Source organism: Methylocella sp. (genome assembly GCA_037200525.1).
Classification (GTDB): Bacteria; Pseudomonadota; Alphaproteobacteria; order Rhizobiales; family Beijerinckiaceae; genus Methylocapsa.
The window spans coordinates 3,923,263-3,942,951 of the sequence record JBBCGG010000001.1; the positions used below are offsets into that span (position 1 = coordinate 3,923,263).

Annotated in this window: 16 protein-coding genes; 5 read left to right on the forward strand and 11 right to left on the reverse strand. The window is 60.3% G+C overall.

The window, feature by feature from the left end:
• Entirely contained in the window at positions 1-438 is a 438-nt protein-coding gene (locus WDN46_19270; protein ID MEJ0095462.1) for a universal stress protein, read from the reverse strand.
• A 563-nt stretch (positions 439-1,001) separates the two neighbouring features.
• Here WDN46_19270 and WDN46_19275 point away from each other — a divergent pair.
• Positions 1,002-1,628 carry an HdeD family acid-resistance protein gene (locus tag WDN46_19275; GenBank protein ID MEJ0095463.1) on the forward strand — a complete coding sequence of 209 codons (627 nt, stop codon included), beginning with the start codon at positions 1,002-1,004 and terminating at the stop codon, positions 1,626-1,628.
• 157 nt (positions 1,629-1,785) lie between these two features.
• On the opposite strand, the gene WDN46_19280 is transcribed toward WDN46_19275, so the two are convergent.
• The 9 genes from WDN46_19280 to uvrA all read right to left on the reverse strand — a co-directional run bounded on the left by WDN46_19280 (position 1,786) and on the right by uvrA (position 12,054).
• Entirely contained in the window at positions 1,786-3,660 is a 1,875-nt protein-coding gene (locus WDN46_19280) for a CHASE3 domain-containing protein (protein ID MEJ0095464.1), read from the reverse strand.
• Between the two features lie 132 nt (positions 3,661-3,792).
• A complete protein-coding gene (locus WDN46_19285; protein MEJ0095465.1) occupies positions 3,793-5,043 on the reverse strand; it encodes an MFS transporter in 1,251 nt (416 codons plus the stop codon).
• 29 nt (positions 5,044-5,072) lie between these two features.
• Positions 5,073-5,567: a MaoC family dehydratase gene (locus WDN46_19290; protein ID MEJ0095466.1), complete on the reverse strand. Its 495-nt coding sequence runs from the start codon at positions 5,565-5,567 to the stop codon at positions 5,073-5,075.
• A 224-nt stretch (positions 5,568-5,791) separates the two neighbouring features.
• Complete coding sequence (locus WDN46_19295; protein MEJ0095467.1) at positions 5,792-6,817, reverse strand: aldo/keto reductase; 1,026 nt, start codon at positions 6,815-6,817, stop codon at positions 5,792-5,794.
• Between the two features lie 150 nt (positions 6,818-6,967).
• Complete coding sequence (locus WDN46_19300) at positions 6,968-7,738, reverse strand: pseudouridine synthase (protein MEJ0095468.1); 771 nt, start codon at positions 7,736-7,738, stop codon at positions 6,968-6,970.
• The gene (locus tag WDN46_19305) at positions 7,735-8,652 is read right to left on the reverse strand and encodes a class I SAM-dependent methyltransferase (GenBank protein MEJ0095469.1); all 918 of its coding nucleotides are present in this window, start codon (positions 8,650-8,652) and stop codon (positions 7,735-7,737) included. Before WDN46_19305 ends, WDN46_19300 begins: the two co-directional genes overlap by 4 nt.
• 8 nt (positions 8,653-8,660) lie before the next feature.
• On the reverse strand, positions 8,661-8,789 hold the full coding sequence (locus WDN46_19310) for a hypothetical protein (GenBank protein MEJ0095470.1): 129 nt from the start codon (positions 8,787-8,789) through the stop codon (positions 8,661-8,663).
• Between the two features lie 7 nt (positions 8,790-8,796).
• Positions 8,797-8,958 (reverse strand): hypothetical protein, encoded by a 162-nt coding sequence (locus WDN46_19315; protein MEJ0095471.1) that lies wholly within the window; start codon positions 8,956-8,958, stop codon positions 8,797-8,799.
• A 69-nt stretch (positions 8,959-9,027) separates the two neighbouring features.
• Positions 9,028-12,054 carry an excinuclease ABC subunit UvrA gene (gene uvrA, locus WDN46_19320; GenBank protein ID MEJ0095472.1) on the reverse strand — a complete coding sequence of 1,009 codons (3,027 nt, stop codon included), beginning with the start codon at positions 12,052-12,054 and terminating at the stop codon, positions 9,028-9,030.
• Positions 12,055-12,305: 251 nt separating this feature from the next.
• Here uvrA and dctA point away from each other — a divergent pair, with 251 nt between their 5' ends.
• The 4 genes from dctA (at position 12,306) to gyrA (ending at position 17,888) form a co-directional block, all read left to right on the forward strand.
• Positions 12,306-13,631 (forward strand): C4-dicarboxylate transporter DctA, encoded by a 1,326-nt coding sequence (dctA, locus tag WDN46_19325; protein MEJ0095473.1) that lies wholly within the window; start codon positions 12,306-12,308, stop codon positions 13,629-13,631.
• A gap of 145 nt (positions 13,632-13,776) precedes the next feature.
• A complete protein-coding gene (ssb, locus tag WDN46_19330; GenBank protein MEJ0095474.1) occupies positions 13,777-14,286 on the forward strand; it encodes a single-stranded DNA-binding protein in 510 nt (169 codons plus the stop codon).
• A gap of 150 nt (positions 14,287-14,436) precedes the next feature.
• On the forward strand, positions 14,437-14,997 hold the full coding sequence (locus WDN46_19335) for a DUF4142 domain-containing protein (protein MEJ0095475.1): 561 nt from the start codon (positions 14,437-14,439) through the stop codon (positions 14,995-14,997).
• Between the two features lie 116 nt (positions 14,998-15,113).
• Positions 15,114-17,888, forward strand: coding sequence for a DNA gyrase subunit A (gene gyrA / locus WDN46_19340; GenBank protein MEJ0095476.1), 2,775 nt, complete (start codon positions 15,114-15,116; stop codon positions 17,886-17,888).
• 68 nt (positions 17,889-17,956) lie between these two features.
• On the opposite strand, the gene WDN46_19345 is transcribed toward gyrA, so the two are convergent.
• Positions 17,957-19,435 (reverse strand): carbohydrate porin, encoded by a 1,479-nt coding sequence (locus WDN46_19345; GenBank protein ID MEJ0095477.1) that lies wholly within the window; start codon positions 19,433-19,435, stop codon positions 17,957-17,959.
• Positions 19,436-19,689 lie beyond the last annotated feature (254 nt).

Sequence of the window (19,689 nt, forward strand, 5' to 3'; positions counted from 1 at the left end):
TTAGCGATGGACGAGAACAGGTATCTTGCAATGCGTTAGAACTTTCACCGTCTCGCTGCCCAGAACCAACGCGGAAATGCCTTGCCGTCCATGCGAGGCCATCACGATGAGGTCGCTCCCTTTCGAATTCGCCGTGTCGATGATCGCCTGATATGGACGGTCGTCTTCAACTTGAACGGTTTCGACCGCAACGCCCGCCGCCTTCGCCGCAGCCGCCGCAGCGCCGAGGACTCTCTCCGCATCCGCCGCAACGCGCTCTTTATACGCGGCAGCCGTATCTTCGATCATCGCCGCTTCAGTCGTAAAGACGCGAAACGGGGCCGTGACCGTCAGGATCGCGACCTTGGCTCCAATCGCCTTCGCCAGCGCAAGGCCGTGTTCGACCGCTTTCTCGGCGAGCTCCGAGCCATCTGTTGGGATAAGGATATTCTTGTACATAACTTCCCCTTTTGATGGCGCGTCTTCCCGCCCAAGAATGTGGTCAAATCCGATTTCGCTTTAAGGTCGCGGCATATCGTTTGAATTCGTCGATCAATCCATTTTGGCGCCCGCGCGTCAACTCACTGAAACTTTGCTGCGCCTGACAGCGCCGGCAGATCAACCCCGCCTTTCTTTCTAAAGCCGCGAGGCGGTCTTCTCAAGATCAAGCGCCGAAGGGGCCGGCATCTGGCCGGCGGGGAGCTGGCCTGAGCGCTTCTTCACCGCTATCGCGTGCTGGCCAACCCGCGTTATTTGGCGCTATAATCATTTAGTGAACTGGCCGCCCAGAATTTGCTTGGCGCGGCGCTCGCTTCAGCTGTCATGCTGGAGATTTTATGCTGACTCTTTCGAGAGCCGCTTTTGAATATTGTGAAGTCAGGCGGGCCTAACTTCGGAAAACTGTCTCGAAGCTGAGAGCGGCGCGAAAGTGATGGCATCATTCCTTTGAGACATGGCTTTGCCTGCTCCTCGGAATGAAAGGGAGAATTGCGAGACGCCAGCTCATATTGGGGGATTAAGTCATGGTCGAATCCGCAGGAAAGCCAGCAACGTCTTCAACTCAACCTTTCGGCGGCGGGGACATCCCCGGCGCGCTGAGAAAAACCCTCAGCGACCATTGGAAATGGTTCCTGGCCGAGGGAATCATTCTCGTCATTCTCGGTATTGCGGCGGTGGCCGCGCCGCTTGTTGCGGGCGTGGCGACGACATTATTCGTCGGATGGCTTTTTCTCTTCGCCGGAGTCGCAGGCCTCGTCGCGACATTCAGCGCGCGGACGGCTCCTGGATTCTGGTGGTCGGAGCTTTCTTCATTCGTCGTGCTGATCGCGGGCCTAGTGCTGCTCTGGAATCCGCTGCACGGGCTGATCACTTTGACGTATGTGCTGATCGCCTATTTCATTGTGGACGGCATCTTGACAATAATCCTCGCCCTTGAGCACCGCAAAGATCTCTCGGACCGATGGCAGTGGCTCGTCGTCAATGGCGTTATCGATCTTATCCTTGCAGGCATAGTCATCTCTGGCTTGCCGGGCGCTTTCGCCTGGGCGCTTGGCCTTCTTGTCGGCATTGATCTGGTGTTCGGCGGCTCGTCGCTGATCGCCATGGCGATGGCGGCGCGCAAAACCGAATCCGTTCGCCTCGCCGCTTGACGGCGAAGGATGGCTATAACGATCGAACGGACGCCTTCTCGGCCTTTGGAATCTTTTCGATTCTGCGGCCGGGTCTTTGATCGGCGACGAGATCATCGCCAATCCCGTCGCGGCTCCGCGCTTTAACGGATTCCCTACACTGGCGCGAGATTGGCGATCAACCTTGTCTCGCGCCGCTCAAAGCGGCTTTCACTTTCCGCGCCAGCTGCTCCAGCGTAAAGGGCTTCGGCAGAAAATTAACGTCGCGATCGAGTATGCCATTGTGAATCACGGCATTGCGGCTGAAGCCCGTCGTGTAGATGACCCTGAGACGCGGGAGCCTTAAAAGCGCCTGTTCCGCCAGCTTGCGCCCGTTCATCTCCGGCATGACGATATCGGTAAATAGGAGATTGATCTCCGGGTGTTCGTCGATAATCCGCAGCGCGTTGGCCGGACCATTGGCGTAGAGGACGCTATAGCCGAGATCCCGGAAGGCTTCGATCGCCAGCCGAAGCATCCGCTCTTCGTCCTCAACGATCAGAACGACAATATCGGCGCTCCCCACCGGGATTGGCTCGCCGGACGCGGCGGCGGATATCGGCCGCTCGGCATCGTCGCCAAAAAACCGGGGAAGATAAATCTTGATCGCCGTTCCTTGGCCAAGTTCGGCGTAGATTTTGACATGACCGCCGGATTGCTTCACGAAGCCGAAGATTTGGCTGAGGCCAAGGCCTGTTCCCTTGCCTGCGGCTTTGGTCGTGAAGAAGGGGTCGAAAGCTTTCGCCGCGACCTCGGGGGACATTCCTGATCCGGTGTCGGTTACGGAGACGAGGACATATTGTCCGGCCTGGACGCCGACATTCTGCTCGGCGTAGGCGTCGTCCAGACTGGTGTTGGCCGTCTCGATGGTCAGTCTGCCGCCGTCCGGCATGGCGTCGCGGCTGTTGACCGCAAGATTGAGAATGGCGCTTTCCAGTTGGCTCGGATCAGCGTAAGTGCGCCAGAGGCCGCCCGCCAGGACAGTCTCCACCTTGATCGCGTCGCCGAGCGTCCGGCGCATCATGTCCGACATGCCCGCCACGAATTTGTTGGCGTCGATCGCCTGCGGCGCCAACGGCTGTTGGCGCGAGAAAGCCAATAGGCGGTGGGTCAGCACTGCGGCGCGTTCGGCCCCGTCGAGCGCGCCATCGACGAATCTCATGAAATCCTCTTCGCCGCGCTCCACCTTGCGCTTCAACAGATTCAGGCTGCCGATGACCACGGCCAACATATTGTTGAAGTCATGCGCGATGCCGCCGGTCAGCTGCCCGATCGCATCCATTCTCTGCGAATGGCGCAATTGGTGCTCCAGGCGCTGCTTTTGTTCAGCCTCCTGCACGATCTTGCGATTGGCGAGATGAAGCGCGTCATTGGCGTCCGCAACGGCGACGAAAAGGCGTTTCGTATCCCTGATCGTCAACGCGCCAAGGATGATCGCGAGCAGCAGCGCTCCGGCCACTCCAGCTTCCGTCAAAAAGCCTGTGCGCAGCGAATAGGCCTGACTTTCCGCGAGCGTTCGCTGTTCCGTTGCGTCCATGCTCTCGACCGCGCCGCGGACGCGCGCCATCAAGTCCTGCCCCTTATCGGTTTGAACCAAGGCCAGCGCGGCGTTCGTCTTGCCATCGCGCTTCAGTTCGACGGTGTCTTGCAGCTCGGCGACCTTCTGGTGAGCGGCCTGGCGCAGCTCGGAGAGCGCCTTGGCCTGACGATCATCGCCGACGACTATCGAGCCCAGCGCCTGCATTTCCTGGTCTATAGCGCTGAGAGCCGCCACATAGGGTTCAAGATAGCTTTCCTTGCCTGTCAGCAGAAAACCGCGTTGCCCCGTCTCCGCATCCTGTAACAGCGAAAAGACGTGGTTTAGGCGGATCTGGACTTCGAGAGAACGCTGAACTTTTTTCTGATCGCTTGCCTGCACGCCGACGAGGACCGCCGTCGCAGCGATGGCGCTAAGCAGCATCCCCAGCGCGATCGCAAGAGCGATGATGGAGCGTCTACGCAGAAAGACCGGCATCGGACATCCTTAAACGCGACGGTCCGGTCGCGGCCGCGCAGCAAAACATGATCGGGTGAACATATTAGCTTTTTTGTGGCCGAACGCCATGATCGCTTAAGTTTGAATCGATGACGCTTTCGCCTCCCCGCTTCAGCGCGCGGCGGCCTCAGGCGAGGTCGCGATGCCCTGCAGCTTGGGCCGACCCCCAATGAAAGCGACGAGAACTGCCGCGAAGAAGCAGAGCAGGCCAGCCGAAAAGAACGCGGCGAAATAATCGCCGGTCTCAGTGCGCAGGACGCCGGCGAGGAACGCCGCGCAGGCGGCGCCGATCTGGTGCGAGGCCGCGATCCAGCCAAACATGAGCGCGGCGTTCTCCTCGCCAAACGCCTCCCCCGCGAGTCTGACCGTCGGCGGCACCGTCGCGATCCAGTCGAGGCCATAGAAAATCGCAAAGAGCGGCAGCCCATAGAAATTGAAGTCGAACGCAAAGGGCAGGAACAGGAGCGAGAGCCCCCGCAGTACATAATACCAAGCGAGCAGCTTCCGGCTGTCGAAGCGGTCGGTCAGCCAGCCCGACGCCGTCGTCCCGACAAGATCGAACAAACCCATTGTGGCGAGCAGCCCGGCCGCCGCAACTTCGGCGACGCCGTGATCGATGCAGAGCGGAATCATGTGGGTTCCGACCAGCCCATTGGTCGATGCGCCGCAAATGAAGAAAGTCCCCGACAAAAGCCAAAAATCGCGAGAGCGCGCGCCGCGCGCCAGCGCCGACAAAGCGCGCCGAACCGGGCTCTCGCCTGTCTGCGCGGCAAGGTGGAGGTCGGCGTCGCCGTAACGGGGCAGGCCCATGTCGGATGGGCGATTGCGCATTAGCAGGGCTACAAGCGGGACCAATAGAAGAGCCGCCAGCGCGACGGTCAGCGATACCGCGCGCCACCCGAAGCTGACCGCCAATTGGGCGAGGATCGGCAGGAAGATGAGTTGGCCTGTGGCGCTGCTGGCGGTCAACATCCCAAGCACCAGCCCGCGATGCCGGGTGAACCAACGTCCAGCCACTGTCGCGCCGAGCACGGTCGAGACCATGCCGGTTCCAGATCCGACGAGCACGCCCCAAAGCAACATCATTTGCCACGGCGCCGTCATCAGCGTGGTGAGCGCGACTCCGACGGCGAGAAGGAGCAGCGCGGCGCAAACCGAACGCGCGAGCCCGAAGCGTTCGATCACGGCGACCGCGAAAGGACCGAGCATGCCGTAGAGAAAGATGTTCACCGCGATCGGCGCGCTGATCGTCGCCGTCGACCAGCCGAACTCGCGTTGAAGCGGCGCGATAAGAATGGTTGGCGTGGCGCGCACGCCGGCGCCTACCAGCAGCACCAGAAATGCGACCCCGACGACATCCATCCGTAGTAGAATTTCTTGCCCATCTCGCCCTAATCCGGGAGCGCCGCTTCCGCCTGCGTGGGGCGGCGCTGGACGACGAGCTTCGCCGTCATGATCTGCACAGTCTCCTCGCGCTGGTTGCGCGTTTCGCTCCGAACTATGACCATTCCCCGGTCGGGGCGGGATCGCGATGGCGCGATGTCCACGATCTTGCTTTCCACGTGAAGCATATCGCCTGGGCGCGTCGGCCTTGGCCAGGTGACTTCGCCTCCCGCGCCGATGACGCCGCCCGCCATTGGCGCGCCGCCTTCTACCAGAAGCTTCATCGTTATCGCGGCAGTGTGCCAGCCGCTGGCGACAAGGCCGCCGAACAGTGTGCCCTTCGCCGCGTCATCATCGAGATGGAAAGGCTGCGGATCGAACTGCGCGGCGAAAGCCTTGATCTGACCTTCGTCCATCTGATGCGATGCACTGACGAAGCGCTGCCCGATGCGCAGATCATCGAGATAGAGCAAAGCCTCGCCCGCAGAGTCGCCAGCAGCCATGGAGCATCTCCATTGATATTATCAGCGCCATATATAGCCTGCGTCGAAGAAATCAACGCCCGAAACGCGTCGCAAAACCTCGATGAGATTGGCGTCAGGCGGCGAATGTAGACACAGCGAATGGGCCCGACGGCTCCCGTGCGGTCGGCGGGCCCTTCCACGAATCTGACGCCACGCCTGTCATATGCGCAAAGGCGTCATAAATACGAACATAGCCGGCGACCCTAGACGGGCAAGGGATTGCGCTCGGTAAATCCGTGCTGATGCCAATAAGGATATGGCGCCGGGCGCTTGCTCGCGGCATCGAGTTTGGCGACTTGCGCCGGCGTCAGATTCCAGCCGACCGCTCCGAGATTTTGCCGCAGTTGCTCCTCATTGCGCGCGCCGATGATGACGCTCGATACGGTCGGCCTTTGCAGCAGCCAGTTCAACGCTATCTGCGGCACGGATTTGCCGGTCTCCTTCGCAACTTCGTCAAGGGCGTCGACAACGCGATAGAGGTAATCTTCATCGATCTGCGGTCCCATATCGGCTGTCTTGGGCAACCGGCTGACGGCCGGCGCCGGTTGACCGCGACGGATTTTGCCGGTCAACCGCCCCCAGCCGAGCGGGCTCCAGACAAAGCAGCCGACTTTCTGATCGAGGCCAAGCGGCATCAGCTCCCATTCGTAATCGCGGCCAACCAACGAATAATAAGCCTGATTCGCGATATAGCGCGGCAGATTGTAGCGATCTGCGACGGCGAGCGATTTCATCAAATGCCAACCGGAGAAATTCGAGCAGCCGACATAGCGGATCTTGCCGGCGCGAACGAGATCATCCAGCGTCGATAATGTTTCCTCGACCGGCGTCAGGGCGTCAAAGCCGTGCAGCTGAAACAGATCGATGTAGTCCGTCCGAAGCCGCCGCAAGGAGCCTTCGACGGCCTCGATCAAGTGAAAACGCGAAGAGCCAACATCGTTTGGCCCCTGCCCCGACCGGAACGTCGCTTTCGTCGAAATCAAAACCTTGTTGCGACGCCCTTTGATCGCTTCGCCCAAAACCTCTTCAGCAGCGCCGGCGGAGTAGATATCAGCGGAGTCGAACAGGTTGAGGCCGGCTTCGAGGCAAATATCGACCAGCCGAGTGGCGTCCTTCACATCCGTAGCGCCCCAGGCCGAGAAGAATTCGCCCTTGCCGCCGAATGTGCCTGTGCCAAAACTCAGGACGGGGACATTGAATCCCGATCCGCCAAGACGTCGATGTTCCATTGCGTATTCCTTTTGATGTGACGGCGTCGCCGCCGCGGCGGCGGAGCGTAAGGGTAACGGGCCGACATATCTGATCAATTCGAGTTGAACACATCAAGCGCGGCGCTCTCACGAAATACTTCGGCAGCCGGCCGCGTATGCCCCCGCGCTTCAGCTCAAGCTCGTCGCGTCAAGCTTCCTCTCGGGAAACAAGGTCGCCGCAATCTCCGCCACGCTGAACGCCATAAACTCGCCCGGCGCAAGCGCATCCGGCAACTCCAGCGCTCCGACCCGATCTCGATGCAACGCCGCGACGTAGTTGCCTACCGCCGCGAACATGCGGCGAACTTGATGATAGCGCCCCTCCGTCAAGGTCACATAGGCGCTGGTCGGCGACAGCATTTCGAGACCGACCGGCAACAGCGGCTTTTCCTCGCCGTCGAGCATCAAGGCTCCCGACGCAAAAATATCACGCTCGTCGCCGCGCATGTCCTGCTCCAGGGTCACGCGGTAACGTTTCGCCACGTGATTGCGCGGCGAAATGATTCTATGCAGCAGTTCGCCATCATCCGTCAGCAGCAACAGGCCGGAGGTGTTTTTATCGAGACGGCCGATGGTTGAGAGCGGCGGCTCGCGCAAACTGAAACGCGGCGGCAGAAGCCCATAGACCAGCGGCCCCGCCTCTTTGTGCGAACAGGTGACGCCGCAAGGCTTGTGCAACAACAAAACCAGCCCCGGCGGCGGGTCGAGCGGCTCGCCGTTGACGCGCATGCGCAAGGAAAGATCCGGCGCTATCGCCATGCGCTGGTCGGGATCGACGAGCGCCTCTCCATCCAGCGTAACCCGACGGGCGCGAACAATCTGCTGCGCTTGCCGGCGCGTGCCATAGCCAAGGTTCGCGAGCAGCCGATCGAGCCGCAAATTCGCGGCGGCCTTGCTCATTTCTGCGCCTCGAAAATCTTGTACCCTCCAGCTTCCACTTTCAGCGTGACGCGCCTGAACAAGGGCTTCAGCACCGCTTCATAAGGCAAATGGCGATTGGCGGTGAGCCATAGCGCGCCGCCCTTGCGAAGAACTTGCGCGGCGCGCGTCACAAAACTCTGCCCAAGGCTCTGGTCTTCGGCGCCGCCATCATGGAAAGGCGGGTTCATGACCACAAAATCGAGTTCGGAAAGACCGGCGTCGGCGCGCCGCGCGTCGGCCCAGAAAAAACGCGCGCGAACGTCCTCGACATTGCGGCGAGCCGCTTCGATCGCGCGGCGGTCGATGTCGATCAGGGAAAGCTGCGCGACCTTCGGCGAGGTCAGCGCGGTTTTGGACAAATAGCCGACGCCACAGCCAAAATCGGCGCCGCGCCCTGATAAAGGAGGAAGATTTTCCGTCAGCAGCGCGCTGCCGGGGTCTATCCTGTTCCAGCTGAACACGCCGGGTTGCGACCAGAGGCCGATAGGCTCGACCCACTGCGCCGCGCCCCCGCTCAGCGCCTCGTCAAAGCCGGCGATCACGTCTGGGCGTTCGCAAACGCAGATGCGATGATGGCGCTTTGCGTTCTCGATCACGGCAGCGCCAAACTGGCGCAATTCATCGGCTATGCGCGAGCCGCCTTTGTCTTTCGGCGCCAGGGCGGTCAAGCGTCCGCCGGGGGCCAAAGCGTTCAGCGCCAACGCCATCGCATAGCGCCGCTCCAAAGTGCCTGGCGGAGCCAGCATCGTCATCTCGCCGAAGGATCCCTCGCCCTGCGCCTCCAGCGCCGCGGCGCCGGGGATGAGCGGCGAAACCTGCGTCGCGCCTGCAACAAGAGCGATCAGTCCTTCTGGCGGAATTCCATAGACGCCATCATTCTCAGTTGCCGCCACGCTTACCCTCAGACCCGATGTTGATCCCGCCGCTTTTTCATAGAGGCATTTAAAAGCTCAAGCCTCGTGGCGATCTCGGCGGCGAGCGTCAGTGCCTTTTTCACCGTGAGGCTCGGCTTGGCGCCAAAAATTTCCAAGCCGCCTCTATTCGTCGCTCGGCGGCGAATGGTCATCAGGCGTTGTAGGCTTCTCAGCCTCGGCCTTTTCCTTCTCCGCTTTCCTGGCCGCGGCCTTTTCGGCGGTTTTGGCGGCCTTGGCCTTTTCGCGCTCCCTGCGCTCGAAATCGTAATTTGGTTTACGCGCCATTTTTAGCTCCGGCGATGAATTGATATTTATTTCTACGATCGCAACCCGGCGCAATCAGCGGCAGGCCGCCTATTCCGCAGCGGCCTTAGCCTTGCCAACCGGGCGGCGCTGCAACACCTCGCGCAAATATTGCCCGGTGTAACTCTTCTTTGTTTTGACGATGGCTTCGGGCGAGCCTGCCGCAACGATCTCGCCGCCGCCGTCGCCGCCTTCAGGACCAAGATCGATCACCCAATCCGCTGTTTTGATCACTTCGAGATTATGCTCGATGACGACGACCGTATTGCCCTGGTCGACGAGTTCGTGCAGCACCTCGAGCAGTTTGGCGACGTCGTGGAAATGCAGCCCCGTCGTCGGCTCGTCGAGAATATAGAGCGTTCGTCCGGTCGATCGCCGCGACAATTCCTTGGCGAGCTTGACCCTCTGGGCTTCGCCGCCGGAAAGCGTATTAGCCTGCTGACCGACTTTGACATAGCCAAGGCCGACGCGAGACAAGGTCGCCATTTTTTCGCGGATCGAGGGGACCGCCTTAAAGAGATCGGCGGCTTCTTCCACCGTCATGTCGAGCACGTCGGCGATCGACTTATGGCGGTACTTAACCTCCAGAGTTTCGCGATCGTAGCGCTTGCCTTTGCAGACATCGCAGGTGACATAGACGTCCGGCAGAAAATGCATCTCGATCTTGATGACGCCATCGCCCTGGCAGGCCTCGCAGCGGCCTCCCTTGACGTTGAACGAGAAGCGGCCCGGCTGATAGCCGCGCGCCTTCGCCTCTGGAAGCGCCGCGAACCATTCGCGGATGGGCGTGAAGGCGCCAGTATAAGTCGCGGGATTGGAGCGCGGCGTGCGCCCGATCGGCGATTGATCGATGTCGATGACTTTATCAAGCTGATCCAGCCCGTCGATCCGCTCATGCGGGGCCGGATGTTCCAACGCGCCATTCAGCCGCCGCGCCGCAGCCTTGTAGAGCGTGTCGATGATCAGCGTCGATTTTCCGCCGCCGGATACGCCAGTGATGGCGGTAAAGAGTCCAAGCGGGATCGAGGTCGAGACGTTTTTCAAATTATTGCCGCTGGCGCCGACGATGCCGATCTTGCGTTCAGAGTCGGCCGCGCGGCGCGGCCGGAAACTGGCGACTTCGCGCGCGCCGGTCAGATATTGCCCGGTCAGCGAATGGGGATCGGCCATGATCTCGGCCGCAGTTCCCTGACTGACGATCTCGCCGCCATGAATGCCGGCTCCAGGGCCGACATCGACGACGTAATCGGCGGCGAGGATCGCGTCTTCGTCATGTTCGACGACGATGACGCTGTTGCCGAGGTCGCGCAGACGCCGCAACGTATCGAGCAGGCGGGCGTTGTCGCGCTGGTGCAAGCCGATCGAGGGTTCGTCCAACACATAGAGCACCCCTGTGAGGCCGGAGCCGATCTGCGAGGCGAGCCTGATGCGCTGGCTCTCGCCGCCCGACAGAGTGCCGGCGGCGCGGCCAAGAGTGAGGTAATCGAGGCCGACGTCGATCAGAAACGATAGCCGCTCCCGAATCTCCTTCAGGACGCGGGCTGCGATTTCGCGTCGCTTCGGATCGAGTTTTTCACCAAGTTCGTCGAACCAGACATAGGCCGCGCGCACCGAAAGGGCGGTGACTTCGCTGATATGACGACCATCGATCTTGACCGCCAAAGCTTCCGGCCGCAGCCGGTCGCCGTGGCAGACGCTGCACGGCGTCGCGGTCATATAACGGCCAATTTCCTCGCGCGACCATTCGCTCTCCGTCTCGCGATAACGGCGCTCAAGGTTGCGAATGACGCCCTCGAATGGCTTATCGACTTCATGCGAACGGAAGCCATCCTCATAGGCGAACCGAACGCTTTCCTTGCCGGAGCCGTAGAGGATCACATCCCGAACCTCATTCGGCAAGGTTTCGAACCGCACATCGAGGCGGAATTTGAAATGCCGCGCCAGCGCTTCGAGGGTCTGCATGTAATAGGGCGAACTGGAGCGCGCCCAGGGAGCGATCGCGCCTTTGCGCAATGTGAGCTTTGGATCAGGAATGATCAGCTCGGCGTCGACGGTCTCTTCGAACCCAAGTCCGTGGCAATGAGGACAGGCGCCGAATGGATTGTTGAACGAAAACAGCCGGGGCTCGATTTCCGGGATGGTGAAGCCGGACACGGGGCAAGCAAATTTGGCCGAGAAGACGATGCGCTTCGGTGCGCCTTTTTCGTCCAGCTCATCGGCGTATTCGGCGATGGCGATGCCGTCGGCGAGTTCGAGCGCGGTCTCAAAACTTTCCGACAGGCGGGATATGATATCGGGCCGCACGGCGATGCGATCGACCACGACGTCGATGTCATGCTTCAGCTTCTTGTCGAGCGCCGGGGCGTCGGCGATTTCATAGAACTGCCCGTCGATCTTCAAACGCTGGAAGCCGCGCTTCATGAAATCGGCGATTTCCTTGCGATATTCGCCTTTGCGGCCGCGAATGACCGGCGCGATCAGATAAAGCCGCGTGCGTTCCGGCAGCGCAATGACGCGATCGACCATCTGGCTGACAGTCTGGCTCTCGATCGGCAAGCCGGTCGCCGGCGAATAGGGAATGCCGATGCGGGCGAAGAGCAACCGCATGTAATCATAGATTTCCGTGACGGTGCCGACCGTCGAGCGCGGATTTTTCGACGTGGTTTTCTGCTCGATTGAAATCGCCGGCGACAGGCCGTCGATCTGGTCGACGTCGGGCTTCTGCATTATCTCCAGAAATTGCCGCGCATAGGCCGACAGCGATTCCACATAGCGGCGCTGGCCTTCGGCGTAGATGGTGTCGAACGCCAACGAAGACTTGCCCGAGCCCGAGAGGCCGGTGAACACGACCAGCTTGTCGCGCGGAATGGTGAGATCGACGTTTTTGAGATTGTGCTCGCGCGCGCCGCGAATCACGATGGCTCGGCCATCGAAGACTTTGGGAGAGGGCTGCCGCGGAGCGCTCCGCACAACTGCAGGCTGCGCCGCGCTTGGGGCGGGCGCAGTTTTAGGCGCAGTCTTGGGCGCAGCCCGTCCCGCCTTTGGGCCGGGAGGAGTAGACGGCTTCTTTGTCTTCATTGATCCTATCTAGCTGAGGCGATCGAAGCGTTAAAGAGCTTCCGCCTCAAGACGTTCGGCTTCAGGAGACTCGCCGCCATGCGGCCAGCGGCGAAATTTTTGGCGTCGCCCTATCTAATTTAGCTAGCTTGGCTCACTTTGCCATTGTCTTTTAGATAATTCTGAAACTGCGCCGCCGGGCGGCCGATAGCGCCGTTGCGAGCAAGATGATAAATCAGCGCGGACGCCGGTTCTGATCGCGGGGGAAATTTATGGACGCGGTTTCGGCGAAATCTCAGACCCCAACCCCAGCGAAACCTTTTTATAAAATTCTCTATGTCCAGGTTCTGATCGGGATCATCCTTGGCGCGCTATTTGGCTGGCTTTTGTCCGATATTGCGACCAATCCTTGGGTTAAGGCGCTCGGCGACGGCTTCGTCAAGCTGATAAAAATGCTGATCGCGCCGATCATTTTCTGCACCGTCGTCTCCGGCATAGCGCATGTCTCGGATGCGCGAAAAGTCGGCCGCGTCGCAGTCAAAGCTCTGATTTATTTCGAGATCGTCTCATCTTTGGCGCTGGCGTTCGGTCTCCTTGTCGGCAATCTGCTGCGCCCCGGCGCCGGCTTTGCCGGCAAGTCCGACGCTGCGGCCGTCGCCAGCTACGCTCATGATGCGGCGACGCGGCAATCCGTTAATTTCTTTCTTGAGATTATTCCCGACAGCGTCGTCGGCGCCTTCGCCAAAGGCGATGTGCTCCAGGTGTTGTTATTCTCAATTCTGTTCGGCTTCGCCCTGATGGCGCTGGGCGAGCGCGGCAAAACGGCGCTGTCGCTGATCGACGATCTGGCCCATGGCTTTTTCGGCGTCATCAATATCGTCATGAAGGCCGCGCCCGTCGGCGCTTTTGGGGCCATGGCTTTCACGGTCGGCAAATATGGGCCGCAAGCGCTGGGCAGCCTCGTCGGCCTCATCGCGACCTTCTATTTGACGGCGGCGTTGTTCATCGTCTTGATCCTCGGCTCGATCGCCCGCATCGCCGGATTTAATATTTTCAAGTTCCTCAATTATATCAAAGCCGAACTTCTGATCGTGCTCGGCACCAGCTCGTCCGAGAGCGCTCTGCCCGCGCTAATGGAAAAACTCGAACGGCTCGGTTGCTCAAAACCCGTCGTCGGCCTCGTCGTGCCGACCGGCTATTCATTCAATCTCGACGGCACCAATATCTACATGACCCTCGCAACCCTGTTCATCGCGCAGGCGCTCGGCGTCGATCTGTCCTTCGGTCAGCAAATGGCCATCCTTCTCGTCGCAATGCTGACGTCGAAGGGCGCGAGCGGGGTCACGGGAGCTGGTTTCATCACCCTCGCGGGCACGCTGGCTGTGATCAATCCGGCCCTGGTTCCGGGCATGGCCATCGTTCTTGGCGTCGATAAATTCATGAGCGAATGCAGAGCCTTGACGAATATTATCGGCAATGGCGTAGCCACCATCGTGGTGGCTTGGTCTGAAGGCGAACTCGACCGCGACAAGCTGTCGGCGGCGCTCGCCAAGAGAGTCGACGTCTCCGACGTTGCGACAGGCGTTTCGACAGGCTGACGCTTGCTAAGCCTAATGGCCGGTGCTAGAACATAAATAGAACGTTTGGATTCCGGTGGACAACTTATTTGTCGCTGCCGCTCATTGCGCCGAGCAGATAAGATCGGCCGAAATTTGCAGATGAAAACGTGATGGAGCAATTAGGATGGCGGGAAGCGTCAACAAGGTCATTCTCGTCGGCAATCTGGGCCGCGATCCGGAAGTGCGGCGAATGAATTCCGGCGATTCGGTGGTGAGCTTCAGCCTCGCCACGACCGAATCCTGGCGCGACAAGGCCTCGGGCGAGCGCAAGGATCGGACCGAATGGCATAATGTCGTGATTTTCAATGAGAATCTCGGGAAGATCGCTGAGCAATATTGCAAAAAAGGCTCCAAGGTTTACGTCGAAGGCCAACTGCAAACGCGCGAATTCACCGATAAGGAAGGCAATCAGCGCAAAACGACGGAAGTTGTGCTGCAACGCTTTCGCGGCGAATTGACCCTTCTCGATAGCCGGGGACGCGGCGACGCCGACGCTGATCGCGGCGGCGGATTTGAAGATTCGAGTTCGAGTTTTGGGCGTTCATCGCCGATGGAGCGGGCGCCAGACCGCCGGCCGGCCGCAGCCGGAGCCAGCCGCACCGCCGACATCATCGACGACGATATTCCATTTTAGAGGGGCGACGCGTTCCCGCGGTCTCTTCGAGACATTGGCGGCTGGCGCAGTTTAGGGAACCGGCGTTCGCCAGATTCGTTTCAGATGATAGCCTCAGTGGGTCGGGTCTTGCGCGCAGCGCAAAGGCGGCGGTCCTAGGGAGCTTCTGTCATGAAGAGCTTGGGTCCTGTGATCGCCATAGCGCTCGTGGGCGCGACGCCAGCCGACGCCCAATCGATGCATCATGCCATCCCGCCGTTGTCATCGGGGCGCATGGTTGCGACGCCGCTGTCGACAGAGGTGTTCCTCGGCAAGGTAGTGGCCGCCGCGCAGTTTGAAATGCAGGCGGCGCAGCTTGCGGCGGAAAAATCCCAAAATCCTGCGCTAAAGCAGCTCGCTGATCGGATGATCAGGGATCATACAGCGGCGAACGAGGACCTAAGGAGAACCATTTCCGGCGATCCCAACGCGGAATTGCCGCAGGACCCGCAGCTCCCGGAGGAGATGGCGCTCAAATTGAAGCAATTACAGAATGATTGGGGCAAGGAGTTCGACGCCAAATTCATTGAAATGATGACGGACGGACATAAGAAAGACGCCGATCTTTTCCGGTATTACGATGCGAACGGACCCGACCCTATGCTCAAAATCTTCGCGCGGCGGACCCTTCCGATCATTGAAGGCCATCTGCGCGATCTCGAAGCGCTGCAGAAGAGCGTCAAATCGAGCTGAATCGCGTCTGGTTAGACCCCGTCGCGCGGCAGTTGTGTCCTCCCTCCATCGAACTAGCGTTTCGCAGCGGAATGGAATAGAGTCCGCTCTTCAATCTCATTCTGGATTTTCTTGCTTTGGCCGACGCTGATAATACTGGACCGACCGCTCCTGGTCCTGACGTTCGACCCGTTTCCATCTCCGACGAAATGCGGCGCAGCTATCTCGATTACGCGATGAGCGTGATCGTCAGCCGCGCGTTGCCCGACGTGCGCGACGGGCTGAAGCCGGTGCATAGGCGCATTCTGTTCTCGATGAAAGAGAACAACCACACGCCCGATCGTCCCTACGTAAAATGCGCCCGCATCGTCGGCGATGTCATGGGCAAATATCACCCTCATGGCGACACCGCGATTTATGACGCGCTGGTGCGCATGGCGCAGTCGTTCTCTATGCGCCTGCCGCTCATCGACGGGCAGGGCAATTTCGGCTCGGTCGACGGCGATCCGCCCGCGGCGATGCGCTACACCGAATCGCGGCTCGCCCGCCCAGCCATGGCGCTGCTCGAGGACATCGACTCCGACACCGTCGATTTTCAGCCGAATTACGACGGCAAGGAACATGAGCCGGTCGTCCTGCCGGCGCGCTTCCCCAACCTCCTCGTCAACGGCGCCGGCGGCATCGCCGTCGGCATGGCGACCAATATCCCCCCGCATAATCTCGGCGAGGTGATCGACGCGGTGGTCGCATTGATCGATCGGCCGGAGATGACCATCGAAGATCTGATGGCCTATGTTCCGGGGCCCGACTTCCCAACCGGCGGCGCCATCCTCGGCCGGGCCGGCGTCCATTCCGCCTATCTGACGGGGCGCGGCTCGGTCTTGACCCGCGCGAAGGTCGAAGTCGAGGTTCTGCGCAAAGAGCGCGAGGCGCTGATCGTCACCGAGATCCCCTATCAGGTCAATAAAGCGACTTTGATCGAGAAGATCGCCGAACTCGTTCGCGACAAGCGCGTCGAAGGGATCTCGGATCTTCGAGACGAATCAGACCGCGACGGCATGCGAATCGTGATCGAATTGAAGCGCGACGCCGTCGCCGATATCGTTCTCAATCAGCTATGGCGCTTCACGGCGCTGCAATCGAGCTTCGCCTGCAACATGATCGCCTTGAACGGCGGTCGCCCCGAAGTCTTGACGCTGAAAGATTTCCTCACCGCCTTCGTCGACTTCCGCGAAGAAGTCGTCACAAGACGCACCAAACACCTCCTGACCAAAGCGCGCGACGCTGCGCATCTCCAGGTTGGGCTCGCCATCGCCGTCGCTAATATCGATGAAGTCATTCGCCTCATCCGCACCTCGGCGGACGCATCCGCCGCCCGCGAGGCTTTGATGTCGCGCGCCTGGCCCGCACATGACATGTCGCCGTTGATCATGCTGATCGCCGATCCGCGCCATGTGCTGTCCGAGAATGGAGACTGTCGCCTTTCGGAGGCGCAGGCGCGGGCGATTCTCGAATTGCGTCTGCAACGGCTGACCGCGCTCGGACGCGAGGAAATCGCCGAGGCCTTAAACAAGCTCAGCGTCGAAATTGCGGATTATCTCGACATCCTGCGTTCGCGCGCGCGTCTTTTTGGCATCATCAAGGATGAGATGCTGGCGGTGAAGACCGCGCATGCGACTCCGCGCCGAACCATCATTCTCGATAGCGCCCCCGGCGTCGAGGACGAGGATCTGATCCAGCGCGAAGACATGGTCGTCACGGTTTCGCACCATGGCTACATCAAGCGGGTTCCGCTCGCGACCTATCGCGCGCAGAGGCGCGGCGGCAAGGGCCGCGCCGCGATGCAGACCCGCGACGAGGATTTTGTCGCGCGGCTCTTCGTGGCGTCAACCCATACGCCCGTGCTGTTCTTTTCTTCGCGAGGCCAGGTCTACAAAGAAAAAGTCTGGCGTTTGCCCTTGTCGGCGCCGCAGGCGCGCGGCAAGGCGCTCGTCAACATCCTGCCGCTGGAACAAGGCGAGCGCATCACCACCATCATGCCTTTGCCCGAGGACGAGGATCTTTGGGCTACCCTCGACGTCATGTTCGCGACGACTGGCGGCGGCGTCCGGCGCAACAAGCTGTCCGATTTCGCTCAGGTCAACCGCGCCGGCAAGATCGCCATGCGGCTCGACGAGGGAGAAGAAATCGTCGATATCCAGATCTGCACGGAAGATGCCGATGTATTGCTGACCACCGCCAAAGGGCAATGCATCCGTTTTCCCGTCACCGACGTGCGGGTATTCAAGGGGCGCGATTCGATGGGCGTGCGCGGCATCGCGCTCAGCGAAGGCGATCGCGTCATCTCGCTGGCGATTTTGCGTCACATTGAAGCCGATAGCGGCGAGCGCACGGCCTATCTCAAAATGCGCCGCGCGGTCGCCGGCGAAGCGTCGCCCGAGGCCAATGGCGAGACTTTGGGCGAGACCGTGAGCGAGGATGCGGGAGAAGAAGCGCCCGCATTGAGCCTCAGCTCAGAGCGCTATGCGCAAATGTCCGCCGCCGAGCAGGTCATTTTGACGTTGTCTGCGAATGGATATGGCAAGCGCACCTCTTCTTTCGAATATCGGATCACCGGACGCGGCGGCAAAGGCATTGTCGCGATGGCCGTCAATTCGCGCAACGGATTGCTCGTCGCCTCTATGCCGGTCGAAGATGGCGATGAGATCATATTGGTGACCGATGGCGGCCAATTGATCCGCTGCCCCGTCGATGGCATTCGGATAGCCGGACGCGGGACGCAGGGCGTCATCGTGTTCGACACCGCCGAGGACGAGCAGGTTGTCGCGGTGGAGCACATCACCGAAGAAGACGCCGCACGGGTCGACGACGAGGATGCTCCGGAAGCCGAGGGCGAACTGGGCGACGCGTGAGCGCAGACTGCTGACGCCCCCGCTCGAATGAGGCCGATGGCGATTTGGCCATCGGATCGCGCTCTCGATCAGAACCTTATGATCGTGCGCACGCCAGCCACCAGTGCGTTGGGAATCCGAGAGGCGGGATTGAGCGGGTCGGCGACGTTCCCGCCTGGGTGAATGATGTATTGAAGATCAGGCTGAATCGCCCAGCTGGGCGAAATTCTGGCCTGGTAAGTAAGCTCTATCGTGGCCTCGTAGTTTTGGATCGGCATCGGTACGCCGGTGAACGAAACCATGTCCCGATCATGGGCGATCGCCTGCGGAGAAATCCGCCCATAGGCAAAGGCGACTCCCGCCTGATCATTCAAGCGCCCCGGCAGCAACCCTTTATAGGTGAGGCCGAAATCGCTGTAGAAGTCGATGAGATTGCGGTCGCTCGGGCTTGTCGACGCGCGAACGAATCCGCTCAGACCTTGATCCGGCTCTCCGCCTGGGAAGCGCCACAGCATCTGATCAATAGAGGTGTAAAACCCATAATCGCCATGATGCTGCAGCGGCTGCCCTGAACTCGCCGGGCTGGCCAGCGAGAGGCCTTGCAGATCAAAACGCTCGTCTGCAAACTGCCCGGTGTGATACCAGGCGCCGAGCCTCATTATTCCAGGCAGGGCCGATGAGCGCGCATCGCCGTTGCTGGGCGTCTGGTCCAAAGTTGGATTTCGCGATCCTTCGACATTCGGATTTCCGTCTCCCGAACCCTGATTGTAAAAGTAGTCAATCTCCGTCATCAGCAGCGGAGGGTCGCTCACGCGAAAGGAGACGCCGTAGGGATCTCGATTCACCGGATTGCCGGAACCTGGACCGGCGGGGTCGCCGTCGAAGATGCCGGCCTTGATCGTGAACGCCTCACTTGGTTTGAATCTCAGCCGCATGCCGGGCGTCGCCTCGGGATAGGCTGGCCCGCCGCTTGGGAGATTTTCCGTGACGATCAGCGGCCAGCCAAACGTCGAGTTCACGAACAAATTGGCGTTCCGGCTGATGAAAAACTCCTGCGACGCCGTGATCTGCCCGATGCGGAGGGTCGCATCATCTCCAACTTTTTGTTCGACCCACAGATTGAACAGTCGAATTGTGGCCGGCGCTTCGATGCTGCTGACAGTCATCAGGTTCCCGACGAACCCCGCCGAGAGGCCCTCTCCGCTTATCTGGTGAATGCTGGCGTGGAGCGTCGCGCCCGACCAGCCAAACAGCTTGTCGAGGTCGCCATCGATAAGGACGCCAAGACGGCTATCATAGATGAGGCCTTGCCTGACGCCGCCGACAGGATTCGACAGCATCTCTCCGTAATAGCTGAATATAATATTTACGCCCGCGTCGGCGAGAACCGGCCGCAACCCGCCGAGACTACGCATTTGCGCCAGCATATTGGATAGCGCGGCATCGTCCTGCGTGGGGATTTGCGCCTGAGCGACATCATCCGCCGCCCATGCGGAATTGTGGACAATCGGCGCGAGGGAAGCCAGAACGATGAAAATCCACAAGAACCGATGCTCGGGCTTACCCAAGAATTCTGCTCCGGAACGGTTGAGCCCCTCTCTGAAGACCATGGGGCCGCTGCGGCCAAGCCGTCGCGATGCATATTGCGATGTATTTTTGATGATCTTCCGCGTTTGACGTTATCCGATCATGCGGCGGCGTCAATTAGCTGATTCTAAGGCATTTTCGCGCAACCTCGCAGGCCGTGCGCGTTTAGGCATGTGGACATTTATTTCGGGATCAGCCCCGAAATCTGAGGCGAGCTTGGCGGCAGCGTCCGAAT